The sequence below is a fragment of the Cobetia sp. PDI-23MA genome (assembly GCF_059507735.1).
The window spans coordinates 2,181,098-2,196,809 of record NZ_CM183352.1 but is presented as its reverse complement, the minus strand read 5'-3'; the positions used below and the strand labels follow the sequence as shown (position 1 = coordinate 2,196,809).

The 15,712-nt window shown below is 61.7% G+C and carries 15 protein-coding genes; 9 read left to right on the top strand and 6 right to left on the bottom strand.

The features are described 5' to 3' along the window. Positions 1 to 161 precede the first annotated feature (161 nt). From AC5WNJ_RS09320 to AC5WNJ_RS09305, 4 genes are all read left to right on the top strand, one after another. Positions 162 to 1,037, top strand: coding sequence for a hypothetical protein (locus tag AC5WNJ_RS09320; RefSeq protein WP_153635938.1), 876 nt, complete (start codon positions 162 to 164; stop codon positions 1,035 to 1,037). A 137-nt stretch (positions 1,038 to 1,174) separates the two neighbouring features. Beyond that, positions 1,175 to 1,837 carry a response regulator gene (locus AC5WNJ_RS09315; protein WP_107334631.1) on the top strand — a complete coding sequence of 221 codons (663 nt, stop codon included), beginning with the start codon at positions 1,175 to 1,177 and terminating at the stop codon, positions 1,835 to 1,837. Then, on the top strand, positions 1,834 to 3,252 hold the full coding sequence (locus AC5WNJ_RS09310; RefSeq protein ID WP_153635937.1) for a sensor histidine kinase: 1,419 nt from the start codon (positions 1,834 to 1,836) through the stop codon (positions 3,250 to 3,252). Before AC5WNJ_RS09315 ends, AC5WNJ_RS09310 begins: the two co-directional genes overlap by 4 nt. A 224-nt stretch (positions 3,253 to 3,476) precedes the next feature. Continuing rightward, on the top strand, positions 3,477 to 4,250 hold the full coding sequence (locus AC5WNJ_RS09305; RefSeq protein WP_153635936.1) for a 3-hydroxybutyrate dehydrogenase: 774 nt from the start codon (positions 3,477 to 3,479) through the stop codon (positions 4,248 to 4,250). 151 nt (positions 4,251 to 4,401) lie between these two features. Here the strand turns inward: AC5WNJ_RS09305 and AC5WNJ_RS09300 are convergent, their stop codons facing one another. The 5 genes from AC5WNJ_RS09300 to AC5WNJ_RS09280 all read right to left on the bottom strand — a co-directional run bounded on the left by AC5WNJ_RS09300 (position 4,402) and on the right by AC5WNJ_RS09280 (position 8,731). Next, positions 4,402 to 4,938 (bottom strand): response regulator transcription factor, encoded by a 537-nt coding sequence (locus AC5WNJ_RS09300; protein WP_043336058.1) that lies wholly within the window; start codon positions 4,936 to 4,938, stop codon positions 4,402 to 4,404. A gap of 32 nt (positions 4,939 to 4,970) precedes the next feature. Beyond that, positions 4,971 to 6,242 carry an ATP-binding protein gene (locus AC5WNJ_RS09295; protein WP_153635935.1) on the bottom strand — a complete coding sequence of 424 codons (1,272 nt, stop codon included), beginning with the start codon at positions 6,240 to 6,242 and terminating at the stop codon, positions 4,971 to 4,973. A 155-nt stretch (positions 6,243 to 6,397) separates the two neighbouring features. Beyond that, positions 6,398 to 7,879 (bottom strand): DASH family cryptochrome, encoded by a 1,482-nt coding sequence (locus AC5WNJ_RS09290; protein WP_495929419.1) that lies wholly within the window; start codon positions 7,877 to 7,879, stop codon positions 6,398 to 6,400. Between the two features lie 51 nt (positions 7,880 to 7,930). Next, complete coding sequence (locus AC5WNJ_RS09285) at positions 7,931 to 8,098, bottom strand: DUF2256 domain-containing protein (RefSeq protein WP_153635933.1); 168 nt, start codon at positions 8,096 to 8,098, stop codon at positions 7,931 to 7,933. Positions 8,099 to 8,212: 114 nt separating this feature from the next. Further along, entirely contained in the window at positions 8,213 to 8,731 is a 519-nt protein-coding gene (locus AC5WNJ_RS09280) for a MarR family winged helix-turn-helix transcriptional regulator (protein ID WP_153635932.1), read from the bottom strand. Between the two features lie 247 nt (positions 8,732 to 8,978). Here AC5WNJ_RS09280 and hmgA point away from each other — a divergent pair, with 247 nt between their 5' ends. The 3 genes from hmgA to maiA all read left to right on the top strand — a co-directional run bounded on the left by hmgA (position 8,979) and on the right by maiA (position 12,232). Then, positions 8,979 to 10,307: a homogentisate 1,2-dioxygenase gene (gene hmgA, locus AC5WNJ_RS09275; protein ID WP_153635931.1), complete on the top strand. Its 1,329-nt coding sequence runs from the start codon at positions 8,979 to 8,981 to the stop codon at positions 10,305 to 10,307. A gap of 109 nt (positions 10,308 to 10,416) precedes the next feature. Continuing rightward, a complete protein-coding gene (locus tag AC5WNJ_RS09270; RefSeq protein WP_153635930.1) occupies positions 10,417 to 11,436 on the top strand; it encodes a fumarylacetoacetate hydrolase family protein in 1,020 nt (339 codons plus the stop codon). Between the two features lie 145 nt (positions 11,437 to 11,581). Then, the gene (gene maiA, locus AC5WNJ_RS09265; protein WP_225348140.1) at positions 11,582 to 12,232 is read left to right on the top strand and encodes a maleylacetoacetate isomerase; all 651 of its coding nucleotides are present in this window, start codon (positions 11,582 to 11,584) and stop codon (positions 12,230 to 12,232) included. A gap of 90 nt (positions 12,233 to 12,322) precedes the next feature. On the opposite strand, the gene AC5WNJ_RS09260 is transcribed toward maiA, so the two are convergent. After that, a complete protein-coding gene (locus AC5WNJ_RS09260; RefSeq protein WP_153635929.1) occupies positions 12,323 to 13,072 on the bottom strand; it encodes a cation efflux transmembrane domain-containing protein in 750 nt (249 codons plus the stop codon). A gap of 184 nt (positions 13,073 to 13,256) precedes the next feature. On the opposite strand from AC5WNJ_RS09260, the gene AC5WNJ_RS09255 reads away from it, so the two are divergent. Together AC5WNJ_RS09255 and AC5WNJ_RS09250 are read left to right on the top strand one after the other, a co-directional pair. Further along, on the top strand, positions 13,257 to 13,652 hold the full coding sequence (locus tag AC5WNJ_RS09255) for a MerR family transcriptional regulator (protein WP_153636887.1): 396 nt from the start codon (positions 13,257 to 13,259) through the stop codon (positions 13,650 to 13,652). Between the two features lie 168 nt (positions 13,653 to 13,820). Continuing rightward, a complete protein-coding gene (locus AC5WNJ_RS09250) occupies positions 13,821 to 15,410 on the top strand; it encodes a peptide chain release factor 3 (RefSeq protein ID WP_153635928.1) in 1,590 nt (529 codons plus the stop codon). Positions 15,411 to 15,712: the final 302 nt, after the last annotated feature.

Genomic DNA, 15,712 nt, shown 5'->3' with positions numbered 1-15,712 from the left:
GTGTTGGCCATGGGAATCGTCAGCACGTCTTGTGGAAATGTCACCTCGTTGCCACATGTCTGTCAGTGAGCTGATCGATCATGCTCCTATGCAGGTCCACAAGGCGTGTCATCCACTCGCGCCTCTGTGTCTGGCAATGCCTCGACCCAAGGAAAGCCCTCATGTTCATTTCTCTTGCACGCACAGTTCTTGAACGCACTGGTCTTGCCCACACCGCTGCAAAGCTCAAGCCCGCTAGCCTAGCCGGGCATCGTGTCCTGGTCGAGGCGCCGATGGCCTCCAGTTGTCGAGAACTCTGTTGGCAGCTGGCGGCGGCAGGGGCTGCATTGATTCTGGTCGAGCGAGAGGGGGATGACCTTGCCTTGCTGTGCAGGTTGTTGCCCACCCCGAGTGGCCAGCAACACCGCCGCCTGTCACTGACGCACGCAGATGTGAGGGGTGACGCGCTATGCACGCAACTGCACAACATCCCGGCTTCGGAGCGCCCCGATACCTTGCTAAGCCTGCCGGGCGATGGCCGCTGGCATCTGGAGAGTGGCCGCGCCTGGCATGTGCTCGAGCGTGGGGGGTGGCCGGCCGAGGTGCGCGCCAAGGTACTGGAGTGTCTTGAGCTTCATGGCTCGGCGGATAGCCGACGCCCGCTGCTGGAGTTGATCGTGCAGGCAGACGGCGACTTTTTCGTTCCGCTGCCGACAGCGAAGCACTCACGTATCCGCTTGCATACCCCGGCGCTGATCACTGGTGAAGAGGACCCTCTTTTGATGCGCCTGGCGCGTCATCAGGGCAATCATCCTGTCAGTGTGGCGCGTCAGGCGCGCGCGCTGATCTTCCGACTGCGTCTGGCGCGAGCCGGGCACCCGCTCGCGTATGGCTGGTTGATGGCGGGTGAGGCGTTGCGGCGTGTCATCGGAGGACCGCGCCGCATGCTGGAGCGTGGCGCGCTCGGGCTGCGTGAGCAGAGGATGCTGCTGACGGCGCGTCTGGCCAGGTGGCGCCATGCTCGACACCCGGGGCGTCGTGCACGCAGCGGTGTGTGATGGCTGGCTGATCCATCGACACAGGCGATGTGCTATCCCGAGGTTTGCTTCCAACGTCCGTCACCTTTCGGTGGCGGACGTCTTGTCTCATGTCCTGATATGACATGGCAGAATCAGAACGATTTCAAGGAGTCCAGATGCGAGTTCTGCTCGTCGAAGATGATCCGTTGTTGGGGGAGGGGGTCAACCATACCCTGCGCCGCGAAGGCATGAGCACTGAATGGTTGAAGGAGGGCGCCAACGTTGCCGCCACGCTCAAGCATTCGCCCTTTGATGTGCTGGTGCTGGACCTTGGCCTGCCGGATCTCGACGGTCTGCAGGTCTTGAGTCACCTGCGCCGTCAGGGCCAGACGTTACCGGTATTGATCCTGACGGCACGTGATGACATCAGCGACCGGGTACGTGGTCTGGACGGCGGCGCGGACGACTATCTGGTCAAGCCGTTCGACATTGCCGAGCTGGTGGCGCGTCTGCGTGCGTTGGTCAGGCGCCATGCCGGGCAGGCCAGCGGTTGCCTGCAGCTGGGGCCGTTGCGCATTGATCAAGCTGGCCGCACTGTCACGCTCTCCGGTAGTGAGGTCGCGCTGGGACGGCGCGAGTTTGATCTGCTGGAGTTCCTGCTGCTGCACCCCAGCCGTGTCTTCAGCCGAGATCAGCTCGTCGAGCAGCTCTATGGCTGGGATGGCGATGTCGAGAGCAATGTCATCGAGGTACATGTGCACCATCTGCGCCGCAAGTTCGGCACCGGGGTGGTCAAGACCGTGCGCGGCGTGGGCTATCGGCTGGGGGAACTCACGTGAAATCCATCCGCAGTTTCCTGCGGCGCAACCTGATTGGTGGCGTCGTGATCGTGCTGGGGACGGCCGCTGCCTGGAGCTACTTCGACTCCCGCGAGCAGATTGATGAGCTGTTCGACGCTGAGCTGGCCCAGAATGCACGCATGCTGGGGCGGCTCTATCAGTCTCAATTGGCGTCGTTGACACCGGCCGCGCGTCAGGAAAAGTTGCAGCAGATGACATCGGGCCAGTTCAGCCTGCGTCCACCCTCCTTGAGCTTTGCCGATGGTCACGAGAAATCCCCGCTGGGGCATGTCTATGAAGACAAACTGATCTTCCAGATGTGGGATGCGCTGGGCCAGCCGTTGCTTGGCCTCTCTTCACCCTCTGTGGCGCTGGATTACCTGCCGGTGCCTGGCTATGGCATGCAGCATGACAATCATCATGACTGGTTCACCTTCACGCTGTATTTCCCCGAGAGTGGCATCTGGGTCACGGCGGCCCAGCGTGAAGATGTGCGCGATGAACTGACCGGCCAGATTGCGTTGCACAACGTGCTGGCGCTGGTGGTCGGGTTGCTCGTGATCGCCTTGCTGATCGGTGTGGCGGTCTCGCGGGGTTTTCGTCCCGTATTGCGCATCAGTCATCAGATCACGGCCCGTCAACCCGGGTACCTCGAGCCGCTGGATGCCAGCGAGGCACCTGACGAGATACGCGGCATGGTGGATGCCCTCAATGGGCTGCTGGTGCGCCTGGCGGACACCCTTGACAAGGAGCGGCGCTTCACGGCCAATGCGGCCCATGAATTGCGGACTCCCCTAGCGGGCATCAAGGTGCATGCCCAGAATCTGGAGGCCGATGCCAGGGATGAGGCCTCGCGGCGCTCGGCACGCATGATCGTGGATGGCGTCAATCGCATGACACGGGTAGTGGAGCAGCTGTTGACCCTGTCACGACTGGAAAGCGGGGCAGAGGCACCGCGTCGCTCCGTCGATCTCGCCCAGCTGACCAATGAGCTGGCGCGGGATCTGGGCCCCATGGCACGCCAGCGAGGCATCAAGCTGCATATCGAGGTTGAACCTGGCGCGCAGCTGGTCAGTCATGAGAACGGCCTCTACGTGCTGCTGCGCAATCTGCTCGATAATGCGCTGCGCTATACGCCAGAAGGCGGAGAGGTGCGCCTGGATATCCGCCGCGACGATGCTGGATGGCGCATGGAAGTGGCCGATACGGGCCCCGGAATCCCGCTGCGTGAACGCGAGCGCGTCTTTGAACGCTTCGTGCGTCTGGCCGGCCAGAAGACTCAAGGTTCCGGGCTGGGCCTATCCATCGTGCGCGAGCTCGCCGAACGTCTAGGCGCAGCGCTGGCGCTGAAGGAGAGCCCCTTGGGAACGCCCCAGGCCCCGGGGCTGCTGGTGCAGGTTCGCTTCCTGTCATAGCAGGTTCGCTTCTCGTCGTGAATAGCGCCTGTCGGCCGGGTTGCGTCAGCGGAGGTCAATGATTGCGTCGAATGCATCATGCGGCTGTGATGCTGGCTGGCGCTCGATAATGCCAGCGCGGAGTGCAACTCGGCGATGGTCGGGTGGTAAAGACGGCTAGATTAGCGCTATCTTCATTATATGTTGCAGAGCAGCATGACATTACCCTCTGTCAGGAGATTCGCATGAGTGAACAACAATCTTCCCCTGCCCGTGTTGCACTGGTGACCGGTACCGCCAGCGGTATCGGCGCCGCCATCATGCAAGCGATGTGCGATGCCGGGCATCAGGTGCTGGCGGTCGATTTCAGTGATGAGGGGGCAGAGGTCGCCGACAAGGCAGGGGCTGCCTTCTTCAAGGCCGACCTGACGGATGCTGAGCAGTGTCGCGCGGCGGTAGAAGAAGCCGTGTCCCGTTTCGGGCGCCTCGATATCCTGGTTAACAATGCCGGCATCCAGCATGTCGAGCGTATCAAGGACTTCCCCGAAGCCAAGTGGAATCAGATCATCGCCTTGATGCTGAGTGCGCCATTCACGCTGATCCAGGCGGCCTGGCCGTACATGGAGAAGAATGGGTACGGGCGCATCGTCAATATGGCGTCCATTCACGCCCATGTCGCGTCCCCGGGCAAGGCGGCCTACGTCAGTGCCAAGCATGGTTTGATGGGGCTGACCAGAACTGCTGCGCTAGAGGGTGGGGAAAGTGGCATCACCGCCAATGCCATCTGCCCGGCCTATGTACGCACGCCGCTGGTCGACAAGCAGATCGCCGAACAGGCCAAGCTCAATGACATGCCAGAAGATGAAGTGATCGAGAAGGTCATGCTCAAGGGAGCGGCGATCAAGCAAATGATTGACCCCTCCGAAGTGGCGGATATGGCGGTATGGCTGGCCTCCGACAAGGCAGGTTCAGTGACCGGCTCCAGCTTCAACATGGACTTGGGGTGGACGGCGCAATAACGGCTTATCATTGAGATCCGACGCATTACAGTCACTGCAGTGACTCGAAGCCCTCACCATCGAATCGCGTTTGCGAGCGAGGATGGTGAGGGCTCTTGCTTGGTCGTCTGCAAATTGTCGCCTGGGTGCAGGCCAGGGCAGCGGCGCTATCTCAGCGCTTGACCGGGCGCTTCTGCAGCTTGCGTTGCAGGGTGCGACGGTGCATTCCCAGGGCGCGGGCTGTGGAGGAAATGTTGCCATCGTGCTCGTTGAGCACCTTCTGGATGTGCTCCCAGGTCAGGCGGTTGACCGACGGCGGGTTGTCGGAAATCTCGGCGGCCGGGTCACCGCCTTCGCGGTTGAATGCGTTGAGAATCTCGTCGGCATCGGCGGGCTTGCACAGGTAGTTGACCGCGCCGAGCTTGATGGCTTCCACCGCGGTGGCGATGCTGGAATAACCGGTCAGCACCACGATACGCGTGTCAGGCAGCAGAGCGATCAGCTCGGGCAGCAGCTTGAGGCCAGAGCTCTGCTCCAGCTTCAGGTCGAGCGTGATCAGCTCCGGGCGGTGGCTGCGCGCCACGCTGAGTGCCTGGGCCTCATCGCGGGCCACTTCCACTTCATAGCCGCGACGCGTCATGGCGCGCGCGGTGACCTGGCAGAAGAATTCATCATCGTCGATGATCAGCAGTCGGGTTGCATCGCTCATCAGGGTTCTCGCTTGGGCGGTCTTTGCCGCCATCATGTCAGATGAAGGGGGAGGCGCACTTCCGTCAAGGTGCCGCCATCTTCGTGGTTGTACAGACTGACGCCGCCACCGAACCGATTGATGGTGGCATGCGTGAGGAACAGGCCGATGCCCATGCCCTTGGATTTGGTGGAGATGAAGGTCTCACCCAGTTGATCCGCCACCGCCATGGGCACACCTTCGCCATGATCGCGGATGTCGATCAGCACTTCCTGATCGCGTTGCTCCAGGGTGATCTCGATATCATCCGGGCAGGCGTCGGCGGCATTGTTGAGCAGGTTCATCAGCGCCTGCTCAAGCGTGGTGTCCACCAGCATGGAGGCCTGTTCAGCGCCGGGCGTCACCTCGACGCTATGCTGCACGTCCGGGCGCACTACCAGCCAGCGCTGCACGATTTCTTCCAGCCACTGGGCAGCATTGATGGGTTGAGGCTGCTCCATGCGGCGGCGGTCGGCCGCGGCCACCATCGCCTGCAGGCGTTGCTTGCAGGTGTCGACCTGGCTGCGCAGCAGGGCAAGATCATCCTCTAGCTGAGGGTTGTTCCTGTCCTTGGCATCCTCGCGCATCTCGCTCAACAGCACCGCCATGGTGGAGAGCGGGGTGCCCAGCTCATGCGCGGTGCCGGCGGCCTGGCTGGCCACTGCCAATACCTGCTCGCTACGCAGGGCGGCCTCACGCGTGGTGGACAGCGCCTGCTCCCGGGTGCGCAGCGCATGGGCCATCTTGTAGATGAAGTAGGTCACCAGAGACGCCGACAGGCCGAAGTTCAGCCACATGCCGATGACATGTAGGCTGATGCGTCCGCCCAGCTCATAGGTCGCCAGCTGCGGCACCGGCTCGTAGAACACCATCAGGAAGCTGTAACAGCCCATGCCGACTGCAGCAATCACCCAAGCATAGCGCCACGGGAGCGTTGCGGCCGCCATGGTCACCGGCACCAGATAATAGGGCACGAAGGGGTTGGTGGAGCCACCGGTATGGAAGAACAGCATCGTCAGGCCGGCGATATCCACCAGCAGGTGAATCAGGTTCTCGGTGTCGGTGACAGGGTGAGATTGCCCGAGGCGCCACCAGGTCGCGACATTGACCAGCCCCATCGCGATGATGATCGAGATGACGGGCAGCACGTTGAGCTGAAAGCCGATGATCTCGATCCCGAAGATGATCAGGATGAGAAAGCCGGTCCAGGTGATGCCGCGCGCAATGGTCAGACGAATGAGATTGCGGTGCGGCGTGGACAGTGGTGGCGGTAGCGGCTGATTCATGACAACTCCTGCGAGGAATGCGGCCATGATAGTGAATAAGGCGCATAAAGTGCAGCCCTGACGGACAGTTAGCGTCAAGGCGCCAAGGGATCCCCTGGGTCGCCTCCTCTGCGTCGTGACCGCTTGGTGGCGCTCTCTTCGGGATTCAATGGTTGTCAGCCTCGCTCGAAGGAGCCACTCGGCCAGGGCGTCACGCGTGTCGGTGTGATGTCGGTCAGGTGGGCCTTCCAACCCTCGACATGCGTGATTGGCTGGCGCGGATAGTGAGCCGTTGTTCTGTCGCGTCCGGCGCTGCTTGACCAGGCGAGCCAGGGCGCATGGCACTGCATGCCGGCGGGCAGTGCCGCAAGTTCAGGTATCCAGCGGCTGACGTAATGGCCGAGAGGGTCATGCTGGCGTGCCTGCTTCATCATGTTGAAGTGGCGATCCCCGCGTGGGTCACGTCCGATACCCGCCAGATAGCGCCAATTGCCCCAGTTGGAGGCGACGTCGTGATCCAGTAGCTGATGTTCGAACCAGGCCGCTCCCTGGCGCCAGTCCACGCCAAGGTCCTTGACCAGAAAGCTCGCCACGTTCTGGCGCATGCGGTTGCTCAGCCAGCCGGTAGCCGCCAGTTCGCGCATGCCGGCATCGACCCATGGCACCCCGGTCATTCCGGCCTGCCAGCGTTCAAGCGCTTGTGACCCCGGCTCATGGCCGCGCGGTTGAGCCCCGTCGTGGCTTGGGGACTCGCTCGTGAAGGTATGTCTGCCTAGCCGCCGTGCATCCCAGTGGAAATATTCGCGCCATAGCAGCTCGATGCGGATCCAGTCGCTGTCCTTGAAGGCAGCCTGCGGATGCGCGCAGTGCTCGGGGAGTGTGGTCTGAAAGCGGTGCAGTGCATCCAGTATCCGCCGCGGCGACAGACAGCCCAGTGCCAGCCACACGGAGAAGCGGGTCGAGAAATCCGCGCCGCTGAGGCGATTGCGGGTGGTCTTGTAGTGGCCGGCGGAGGCCGGGCTCAGATAATCCTGCAGGCGTTGCAAGCCGGCGGGCTCTCCGGGAGTAAAGGTGTATTCGCCGCGGGTATCGGCCTGCCAGTGGCGAGCCTCCAACAGATACCTGGCCGCGCCCTGAAAGCCACGAGGGGCGGCCTCCGGCCAGCCGGGGAGCCGGGAGGGGGCTTTTAACGGGGCAGGCATGTCGGGAAGGCTCGGGCGGGCCTTCTCCAGCTTGCGCCGAAAGGCACTGAAGCTCTCGGGGAGCGCGGTAAGCGGTTCCGGCAGCTCGTCTTCGTCCAGCAGCAAACCACTGTTCAATCGCCGCAGGCGACACTGGCTTGCCACCGCGCGTTGCTGTCGGTGTTCCACCACGCCCGTAGCGCGGCATGTGATGACGCCTCGGCAGTCATATTGCCTTGCTAGCTGCCCAATCAGTTGTGCCGCATCGCCGTGGAGGATCAGCAGGTCACTGCCCAGCGCCTGAAGTCGTGTGCGCAGCGATTCCAGACTCCCGAGCAGGGCATGTTGCCGTCCCGTGCTAAGCGGCTGCAGGCGTGGTTCCCAGGGCTGACGCTGCCGAAGGGCTGAAAGGTCGTTTCCGCCAGAACATGCACGACCAGCAGGTGCGAGGCTCGCTCCTCGAGTGCGGCTTGCCATACCGGGTTGTCATCGAGGCGCAGATCCTCGTTCAACCATACCAGCCAGGGGTCAGTGGACGTCATCGCGCGTCTCCCGTGCCAGCTGGCGTGCGTTGCGACGACAGCGCTGACTGCAATGGCGTACGTCATCCCAACAATCCTGCCACTTCTTGCGCCATGTGAAGGGGCGCTGGCAGGTCTGACACAGCTTGCTGGGCAGGTGCGGTTTGCGATGCATGCTGGCAAGGCTCCTTAAAAACAGTACACAACCTATACCATAATTATACATCACGCGAAATGGCGGCCAGGAAACCCCCTGTCGTTCTGTGAATGAGCGTCTTGCATGCCTGGCTCAATCGCTGCCCGGCAGTTGATCCAGTTGTCGCTCCAGGGTCTGCATGGTGAGTAGCAGATCACGGTATTGGCGTGCATTGACCGCACCGAGCAGCTCATCCTCGAAACGCCGCGCTTCGGGAATCAGCTCGGCTAGCATGGCCTCACCCTCGGCGGTGAGAACCAGCAGCTGCGCACGCTGGTCCTGCTCGCTCGGACGACGCAGGATAAGTTCACGGTTCTCCAGTGATTTGACGGCGCGCGAGACGCGTACCTTGTCCATGTGGGTGCGCAGACTGATTTCCCGAGCGGTCATCGGTACGCCACGGCTCAACCAGGCCAGCAGACGCCACTCGGCGACATTGATGGCGAAGCGCTCGCCATAGCGGGCGAACATCGCCTCACTGGTACGCTCGGCCAGTCGGTTGAGGCGATAGGGCAAAAACTGGTCAAGATCCAGCTCGCAGCGGGGCGTGTCCTGGGAGGCATCCCCATCAAGGGCATCGCGCGCTTCGGGAGTGTCATCAGTGCGTTGCATCGAGAGTTACCTGTCTCGGTGAGAGGGCTGACTTGCGTTGTCGCATCAGAGCATTGCGGCCAGATCAGGTTGCCAATGTTACCACTTTCGATGTTGGGCAAGACAAAAGTCGGCCACTTTGGCGATTGCCAAGGTATGGATCTGGCTATATGGTTTCATATGTTACTATTTGGGGCGGTGGCGGCATGTCGTGCCATAGATGCCCCGGGTCATCAGGAGCCGCGAGCCCACAAGGAGATGAATCGTCATGCGCGAGCGCAATGCTGAGTGTCGTTATCACGCCGGTTTTCGCAATCATGTCTCCAGCGAGGCGTTGCCTGGTGCCTTGCCGCAGGGCCAGAACTCCCCCCAGCGTTGCCCCTACGGCCTTTACGCGGAGCAGTTGAGCGGCTCGGCCTTCACCGCGCCGCGTAGCCACAACCTGCGCAGCTGGCTTTACCGCATTCGGCCCTCGGTGGTGCAGGGCACCTATCAGCCCATGGAGATGCCGCAGGTCGCCACCGCACCGCTGGCCGAGGGAATGCCGGATCCCAACCCGATGCGCTGGGACCCCATCGCGTTCTGCGCTGGCGATTTTCTGGAAGGTCTGATCACGTTGGCGGTCAATGGGGATGCCCAGGCGCAGCAGGGTTGTGCCACGCATCTCTACGCCTTCACTCGCGGCATGCAGCAGCGCTTTTTCTACAATGCTGACGGCGAATTGCTGATCGTGCCGCAGCAGGGTGCCATCGAGGTTCGCAGCGAGCTGGGCCTGCTGGAAGTCGCCAGCGGCGAGATCGTCGTGATCCCGCGTGGTATCAAGTTCCAGCTCAATCCGCTGGCGGGGCACGCGGAAGGCTGTCGTGGTTATGTGGCCGAGAACTACGGCGCGCCTCTCGAGCTGCCCTCGCTGGGGCCCATCGGTAGCAATGGACTGGCCAATCCACGTGACTTCCTCGCGCCATCGGCACGTTTCGAGGACGAAGCCGGTGACTTCACGCTGGTGGCAAAGTTCGGCGGGCGTTTCTGGCGCGCGAGTCTGGATCATTCACCGCTGGATGTCGTGGCCTGGCACGGCAATTACGCGCCCTACAAATATGATCTGGCGACCTTCAATACGATCAATACGGTCAGCTTCGATCATCCTGATCCCTCTATCTTCACCGTGCTGACCTCACCGTCGGACACTGCCGGGGTCGCCAATCTCGACTTCGTGATCTTTCCGCCACGCTGGATGGTCGCCGAGAACACCTTCCGGCCGCCGTACTTCCATCGCAACCTGATGAGCGAGTTGATGGGGCTTATCCATGGTGAGTACGACGCCAAACGCGAAGGCTTCCGTCCTGGAGGCGCGAGTCTGCACAACGCCATGACCCCGCATGGCCCTGACGCTGCCACCTTCGAGGCCGCCAGTCGGGCGGAACTTGCCCCCCGCTATCAGGGAAATACGCTCGCCTTCATGTTCGAGAGTCGCTATCTGTTCCAGCCCACCCCGCAGGCCCTGTCGTCGAGCGCTCGTCAGCGCGACTATGGCTCGGTCTGGCAGGGACTCGCGTCTCACTTCACGTCCCACACCACTCCTCAATCCACCTCTTGATTCACTCCTCAATCCACCCTGCATCAGCGATGACCTTTGACTTTTCATCGTCATCCGACCCCAGGCAATTCCTGCATTCTTGCTCACGTTGCTCTTCAAGGAGGCACCCATGAAATTCGCTACCTGCCAGGATGGTTCCCGCGATGGAACACTGCTGCTGGTCTCCCGTGACCTGACCCGCGCCGTCAAGGTCGCGGATGTCGCCACGACGCTGCAGGCGCTGCTGGAAGACTGGACGTCGCTGGCGCCCAGGCTCGAGCAACGCTACGTGGCGCTAAATGATGGCACGCTGGCGGACGCTTTTGCGCTGGAAAGTCAGGCGCTGCATTCCCCGCTGCCGCGCAGTTACCAGTGGGCAGACGGCTCGGCGTATCTGAATCATGTGCAGCTGGTGCGTCAGGCGCGTGGCGCCGAGATGCCCGAGACCTTCTGGCACGACCCACTGATGTATCAGGGCGGCAGCGACAGCTTCCTGGCCCCCAGCGCCGATATCGTATGTGTCAGTGAGGAGCATGGCATCGATTTCGAAGGCGAGATCGCCGTCATCACCGATGATGTGCCGATGCATGTCAGTCCGGAGCAGGCCGAGGACCATATTCGCCTGTTGATGCTGGTCAATGACGTCAGTCTGCGTGGACTGATCCCCGGCGAGCTGGCCAAGGGCTTCGGCTTCTTCCAGTCCAAGCCGTCGTCAAGCTTCTCGCCCATCGCCGTGACGCCGGACGAGCTGGGGGAGGCCTGGCAGCAGGGGCGCGTGCATCTGCCGCTGAGCGTGCATCTCAATGGTGAGAAGTTCGGTGAGCCAGAGTCCGGGCCAGACATGATCTTCAGCTTCCCGCAGCTGGTGGCGCATGCCGCGAAGACCCGCCCACTGGGCGCCGGCGCGATCATCGGTTCAGGCACCGTGTCCAATCCCGGCAAGGATGGCGGCCCCGGCAAGCCGATCAGTGAAGGGGGTGTGGGCTACAGCTGTCTGGCAGAAGTGCGCATGGTCGAGAAGATCCTGTTCGATGAGATTCGCACTCCCTTCATGCGTTTCGGTGATCGCATCCGCATCGAGATGTTCGATCGCGATGGCCAGAGCATCTTCGGCGCCATTGATCAGCAGGTGACGCAGTTGGACGCCTGAGGGCGGCCTCGTCAGGCAGAGCTTCTCAGAGACACGTCTCGGGAAGACGTCGTGCGCCGGTAAGCCTCAAGCCAACTGGGCGCGAGACAGTGCGAAGGGGCGGCCGGCATCCAACTGCGTCACAGGGGAATGCAGCATGAGTTCAATGAGTCTGTATGGCTATTACCGTTCATCTACCAGCTATCGGGTAAGAATCGCGCTGGCGCTCAAGGGGATTGAGGTCGCTCAGGTGCCGGTCAATCTGCTCAAGGGCGAACAGCGCAGCGAGGACTATCTGGCCATCAATCCCCAGGGACTGGTGCCGACCCTGATGGTGGGAGATACCCCAACATCTGTGGCCCTGAGCCAGTCGATCGCGATCCTAGAATATCTGGAGGAGCGCTGGCCCACCCCGGCGCTGTTGCCCTCCGCGCCTGAAGCGCGTGCGAAGGTGCGCTCACTGTGTCAGTTCATGGCTTGTGAGATGCATCCGCTCAACAATCCGCGCGTGCTCAATTATCTGACCGATCGGCTTGAGGTCACCCAGCAGCAGCGCCTTGAGTGGTATCGACATTGGGTCGCCGAGGGCTTCGCGCGTCTGGAAGTGATGCTGGCGGAAAGTGCAGGGCGTTTCTGCCATGGCGATAGCCCGGGCATGGCGGATGCCTGCCTGATGCCTCAGCTCTACAATGCGCGGCGCTTCGAGTGTGAACTTATGGACTACCCAAGGATTCTGGCCATCGAGGCGGCCTGTCAGTCACTGGAAGCCTTCCGGCAGGCTCACCCCGAGCGTCAGCCAGATTGTCCGGCCCCTTGAGCCTGGTGTTATCCAGACACGAAAGCGCCCCGTCGGTACCGACGGGGCGCTTTCGTGTTGCTGGCAGTCATGGGTCAGCGACGTCGTGCTTCAACCACAGCGCTTGCTGGAGCAGCAACTGCTGGCGTGAGATTGCTCAAGCACTACCGCAGCCGTCGGCGGGGTGCAACAGCTGCTGGTGTTGGAAGCGTCCTGGTCGTCAGGTATCTGATCGTTCTCGGCCTCTCTGGCCTCGCGCAGTTCTTCACGCGCATCGCGAATCACCTGCCAGGCGGACTGCAGGAAGAGTGCGGCAATCGCCGCCCCCAGCAGCACGTCCGGCCAGCGGGAGCCTGTCCAGCCCACCAGTATCGCGGCCCCGAAGACCGAGGCATTGGCGATGATGTCATTGCGTGAGCACAGCCAGGTGGAGCGCATGTTGAGATCATCCGACTTGAAGCGCCACAGCAGGCCGAAGCAGATGAGGTTTACGACCAGTGCCAGCAGGGCGAAGACGCCCATGCCGTGGGCGGCCGGTGCCACTCCATTGAGGGCTTGGTAGCCTGCTTCGCCAAAAACGATCAGGCCTAGCGACAGCATCACGATGCCCTTGATCAGCGCACTCATTGCGCGTTCACGCACACTGCGGTGCAGGACATAGAGAGTCAGGGCGTAAACGCTGGCATCGCCGAACATGTCGAGGGAATCCCCCAGCAGCGCGGTGGAACCCAGCCACCAGGCCGCGGTGAATTCGACGAAGAACATGCTGGCATTCAGCGCCAACAGAATCTTCAGGACCTTGCCCTGTGAGGCTCTGAGCTCTGCCAGCTCGCCGGATTTACTTTCGCAACAGCTTTTCATGGGTCTTGGCCTCCTGTCGTGTTGATGACAGCATGGAGGTTATAGTCACTATAAGGTCAAGTAGGCTGATGAAACGGTTGATGCATCGACATGCAACACATGGCGAGAGGAGAAGTCATCGATGACCGCAAGAGATTTCGCACGGAGAGGGGAATCGTTCACGTCATCGCACGGCGAGGTGACGATGGGCATCGGCCAACTGGCCAAGGCGTCTGATGTCCAGGCGGTGACGATCCGCTACTACGAGAAGCAGGGGCTGTTGGCCCCGATGCGACGCGCGTCCAATGGCTATCGTGAGTATGGCAATGCACAGCTTAGGCGTCTGACCTTCATCCGCCGTTGTCGGAGGCTGGGGTTTTCGCTGGATGACATCCGCGCCTTGCTGGGCCTGGCGGACCAGCAGTCCTTGCCGTGCGATCAGATAGACGCGCGCATCGAGGCGCAGCTGATCGAGGTGCGCAAGCGTCAGCGCGACCTCGCCGTCATGGAGGAAGAGTTGCAGCGCCTGACGCACTGCTGTGCCGGCGGGGTGATGGCACAGTGCCATATCATTGAGACACTGTCTGAGGTCGAGGAGTAAGGCCTTGGCATTTTCGCGCGCGTAGGGATGATCGAAGGCGTGTAGATCACGCTCGCCTCTGTTGCCGCGCCGCGCCAGCCGCTACAATGCGCGCCATTCGTCTTGTTCTGCTATTCACCCAACAGTGCGCGCGGCGTGCCTCACGTCGGGCCGGATGCCTTTCAGCTCATGTCAGATTCCCAGATTGCCAAGGCGGCGGATGTGCGCCGTACATTCGCCATCATCTCTCACCCGGATGCCGGTAAGACCACCATCACCGAGAAGCTGCTGCTGTTCGGGAATGCCATCCAGATGGCCGGCTCGGTCAAGAGCAAGCGGGCCGATCGCCACGCGACCTCCGACTGGATGAAGATGGAGCAGGAGCGTGGTATCTCCGTGACCACCTCCGTGATGCAGTTCCCCTACAAGGACCGCATGGTCAATCTGCTGGATACCCCCGGGCACGAGGACTTCTCCGAAGATACCTACCGGACGCTGACTGCCGTCGACTCGGCGCTGATGGTCATCGATGGCGCCAAGGGTGTCGAGGACCGCACCATCAAGCTGATGGAAGTCTGCCGCCTGCGCACCACGCCGATTCTGACCTTCGTCAACAAGATGGACCGCGAGACGCGTGATCCCATCGAGGTGATGGATGAAGTCGAGACGGTACTCAACATCCAGTGCGCGCCGATGACCTGGCCGATCGGCGTCGGCAAGGGCTTCAAGGGCGTCTATCATCTGCTCAATGACGAGATCCATCTCTACAAGCAGGGCCAGGGCAACCGCATTCCCGACGACGTGCGCATCAAGGGCCTCGACAGCCCCGAAGCCATCGAAGTGCTGGGCGAGGACCTGATCGAAGAGCTGAGCATGGAGGTCGAGCTGGTGCGCGGCGCCTCTCACGAGTTCGATCTCGAGGCCTATCGTCGCGGTGAGCTGACGCCGGTCTACTTCGGTACTGCCATGGGCAACTTCGGCGTGCGCGAGATGCTCGACGGCTTCGTCGAATATGCCCCGCCCCCCCAGCCGCGCGATACCGATACCCGCGAAGTCACGGCCCACGATGAGCGCTTCACCGGTTTCGTTTTCAAGATCCAGGCCAATATGGACCCGAAGCACCGTGACCGTGTCGCCTTCCTGCGTGTCTGCTCCGGCAAGTACGAGAAGAACATGAAGATGCGCCATGTGCGCATCAACAAGGACGTCAAGATTCCCGACGCCTTGACCTTCATGGCGGCGGACCGCTCCCACGTGGAAGAAGCCTGGCCGGGCGATATCATCGGCCTGCACAACCACGGCACCATCCAGATCGGTGATACCTTCACCATCGGCGAGGACATGCGCTTCACTGGCATTCCGCACTTCGCGCCGGAACTTTTCAAGCGCGTGCGCCTTAAGGACCCGCTGAAGATGAAGGCGCTGCAGAAGGGCCTGCAGCAGCTCTCCGAAGAGGGCGCGACCCAGGTCTTCCAGCCGTTCGACAACAACGACCTGATCGTCGGTGCCGTCGGTACGCTGCAGTTTGACGTGGTCGCTCACCGCCTGAAGGAAGAGTACAAGGTCGAGTGCATCTATGAGGCGATCAACGTGCAGACCGCACGCTGGATCTACTGCGATGACACCAAGATGCTGGAAGACTTCAAACGCAAGGCCAGTGCCAACCTGGCTTACGACGGCGGCGGCTGGCTGACCTACATCGCGCCGACCCGCGTCAACCTGCAGCTGACCCAGGAACGCTGGCCGGACATCACCTTCCGTGCGACCCGTGAGCACTGAGACAGTTGCCACAGCGACGCTGCGATAGCGAGACTGTCGATCACGTCATGAAGAACGCCACCCCGAGGGGTGGCGTTTTTTGTGTCCAGATATGCGTGTAACCCTACGTTTACACAGCCAACCCATGGCGCGGCATCAGCACGGCATAATGTTTGGGTCATGTTGTCTTGCTGGCATCCGTGTGATGAAGCTTGCTGGGGCGAAGGTCGGTAGGGCGCAGACAATGACAACAACAATGGCGTGGAATGTGTCTCAGTGCGGGCCATGCATGATGCGTGGCAATTCACCGGATGGTTAGCGAG

Excerpts from the sequence above, each read along its gene's own strand:
- AC5WNJ_RS09285 (WP_153635933.1), bottom strand. The coding sequence starts at position 8,098 with ATGCATCGCAAACCGCACCTGCCCAGCAAGCTGTGTCAGACCTGCCAG.
- AC5WNJ_RS09305 (WP_153635936.1), top strand. The coding sequence starts at position 3,477 with ATGAGTGAACAACAATCTTCCCCTGCCCGTGTTGCACTGGTGACCGGT.
- AC5WNJ_RS09260 (WP_153635929.1), bottom strand. The coding sequence starts at position 13,072 with ATGAAAAGCTGTTGCGAAAGTAAATCCGGCGAGCTGGCAGAGCTCAGA.
- AC5WNJ_RS09280 (WP_153635932.1), bottom strand. The coding sequence starts at position 8,731 with ATGCAACGCACTGATGACACTCCCGAAGCGCGCGATGCCCTTGATGGG.
- AC5WNJ_RS09270 (WP_153635930.1), top strand. The coding sequence starts at position 10,417 with ATGAAATTCGCTACCTGCCAGGATGGTTCCCGCGATGGAACACTGCTG.
- hmgA (WP_153635931.1), top strand. The coding sequence starts at position 8,979 with ATGCGCGAGCGCAATGCTGAGTGTCGTTATCACGCCGGTTTTCGCAAT.
- AC5WNJ_RS09295 (WP_153635935.1), bottom strand. The coding sequence starts at position 6,242 with ATGAATCAGCCGCTACCGCCACCACTGTCCACGCCGCACCGCAATCTC.
- AC5WNJ_RS09255 (WP_153636887.1), top strand. The coding sequence starts at position 13,257 with ATGGGCATCGGCCAACTGGCCAAGGCGTCTGATGTCCAGGCGGTGACG.
- AC5WNJ_RS09290 (WP_495929419.1), bottom strand. The coding sequence starts at position 7,879 with ATGGCAAGCCGCACTCGAGGAGCGAGCCTCGCACCTGCTGGTCGTGCA.
- AC5WNJ_RS09250 (WP_153635928.1), top strand. The coding sequence starts at position 13,821 with ATGTCAGATTCCCAGATTGCCAAGGCGGCGGATGTGCGCCGTACATTC.
- maiA (WP_225348140.1), top strand. The coding sequence starts at position 11,582 with ATGAGTCTGTATGGCTATTACCGTTCATCTACCAGCTATCGGGTAAGA.
- AC5WNJ_RS09300 (WP_043336058.1), bottom strand. The coding sequence starts at position 4,938 with ATGAGCGATGCAACCCGACTGCTGATCATCGACGATGATGAATTCTTC.
- AC5WNJ_RS09320 (WP_153635938.1), top strand. The coding sequence starts at position 162 with ATGTTCATTTCTCTTGCACGCACAGTTCTTGAACGCACTGGTCTTGCC.
- AC5WNJ_RS09315 (WP_107334631.1), top strand. The coding sequence starts at position 1,175 with ATGCGAGTTCTGCTCGTCGAAGATGATCCGTTGTTGGGGGAGGGGGTC.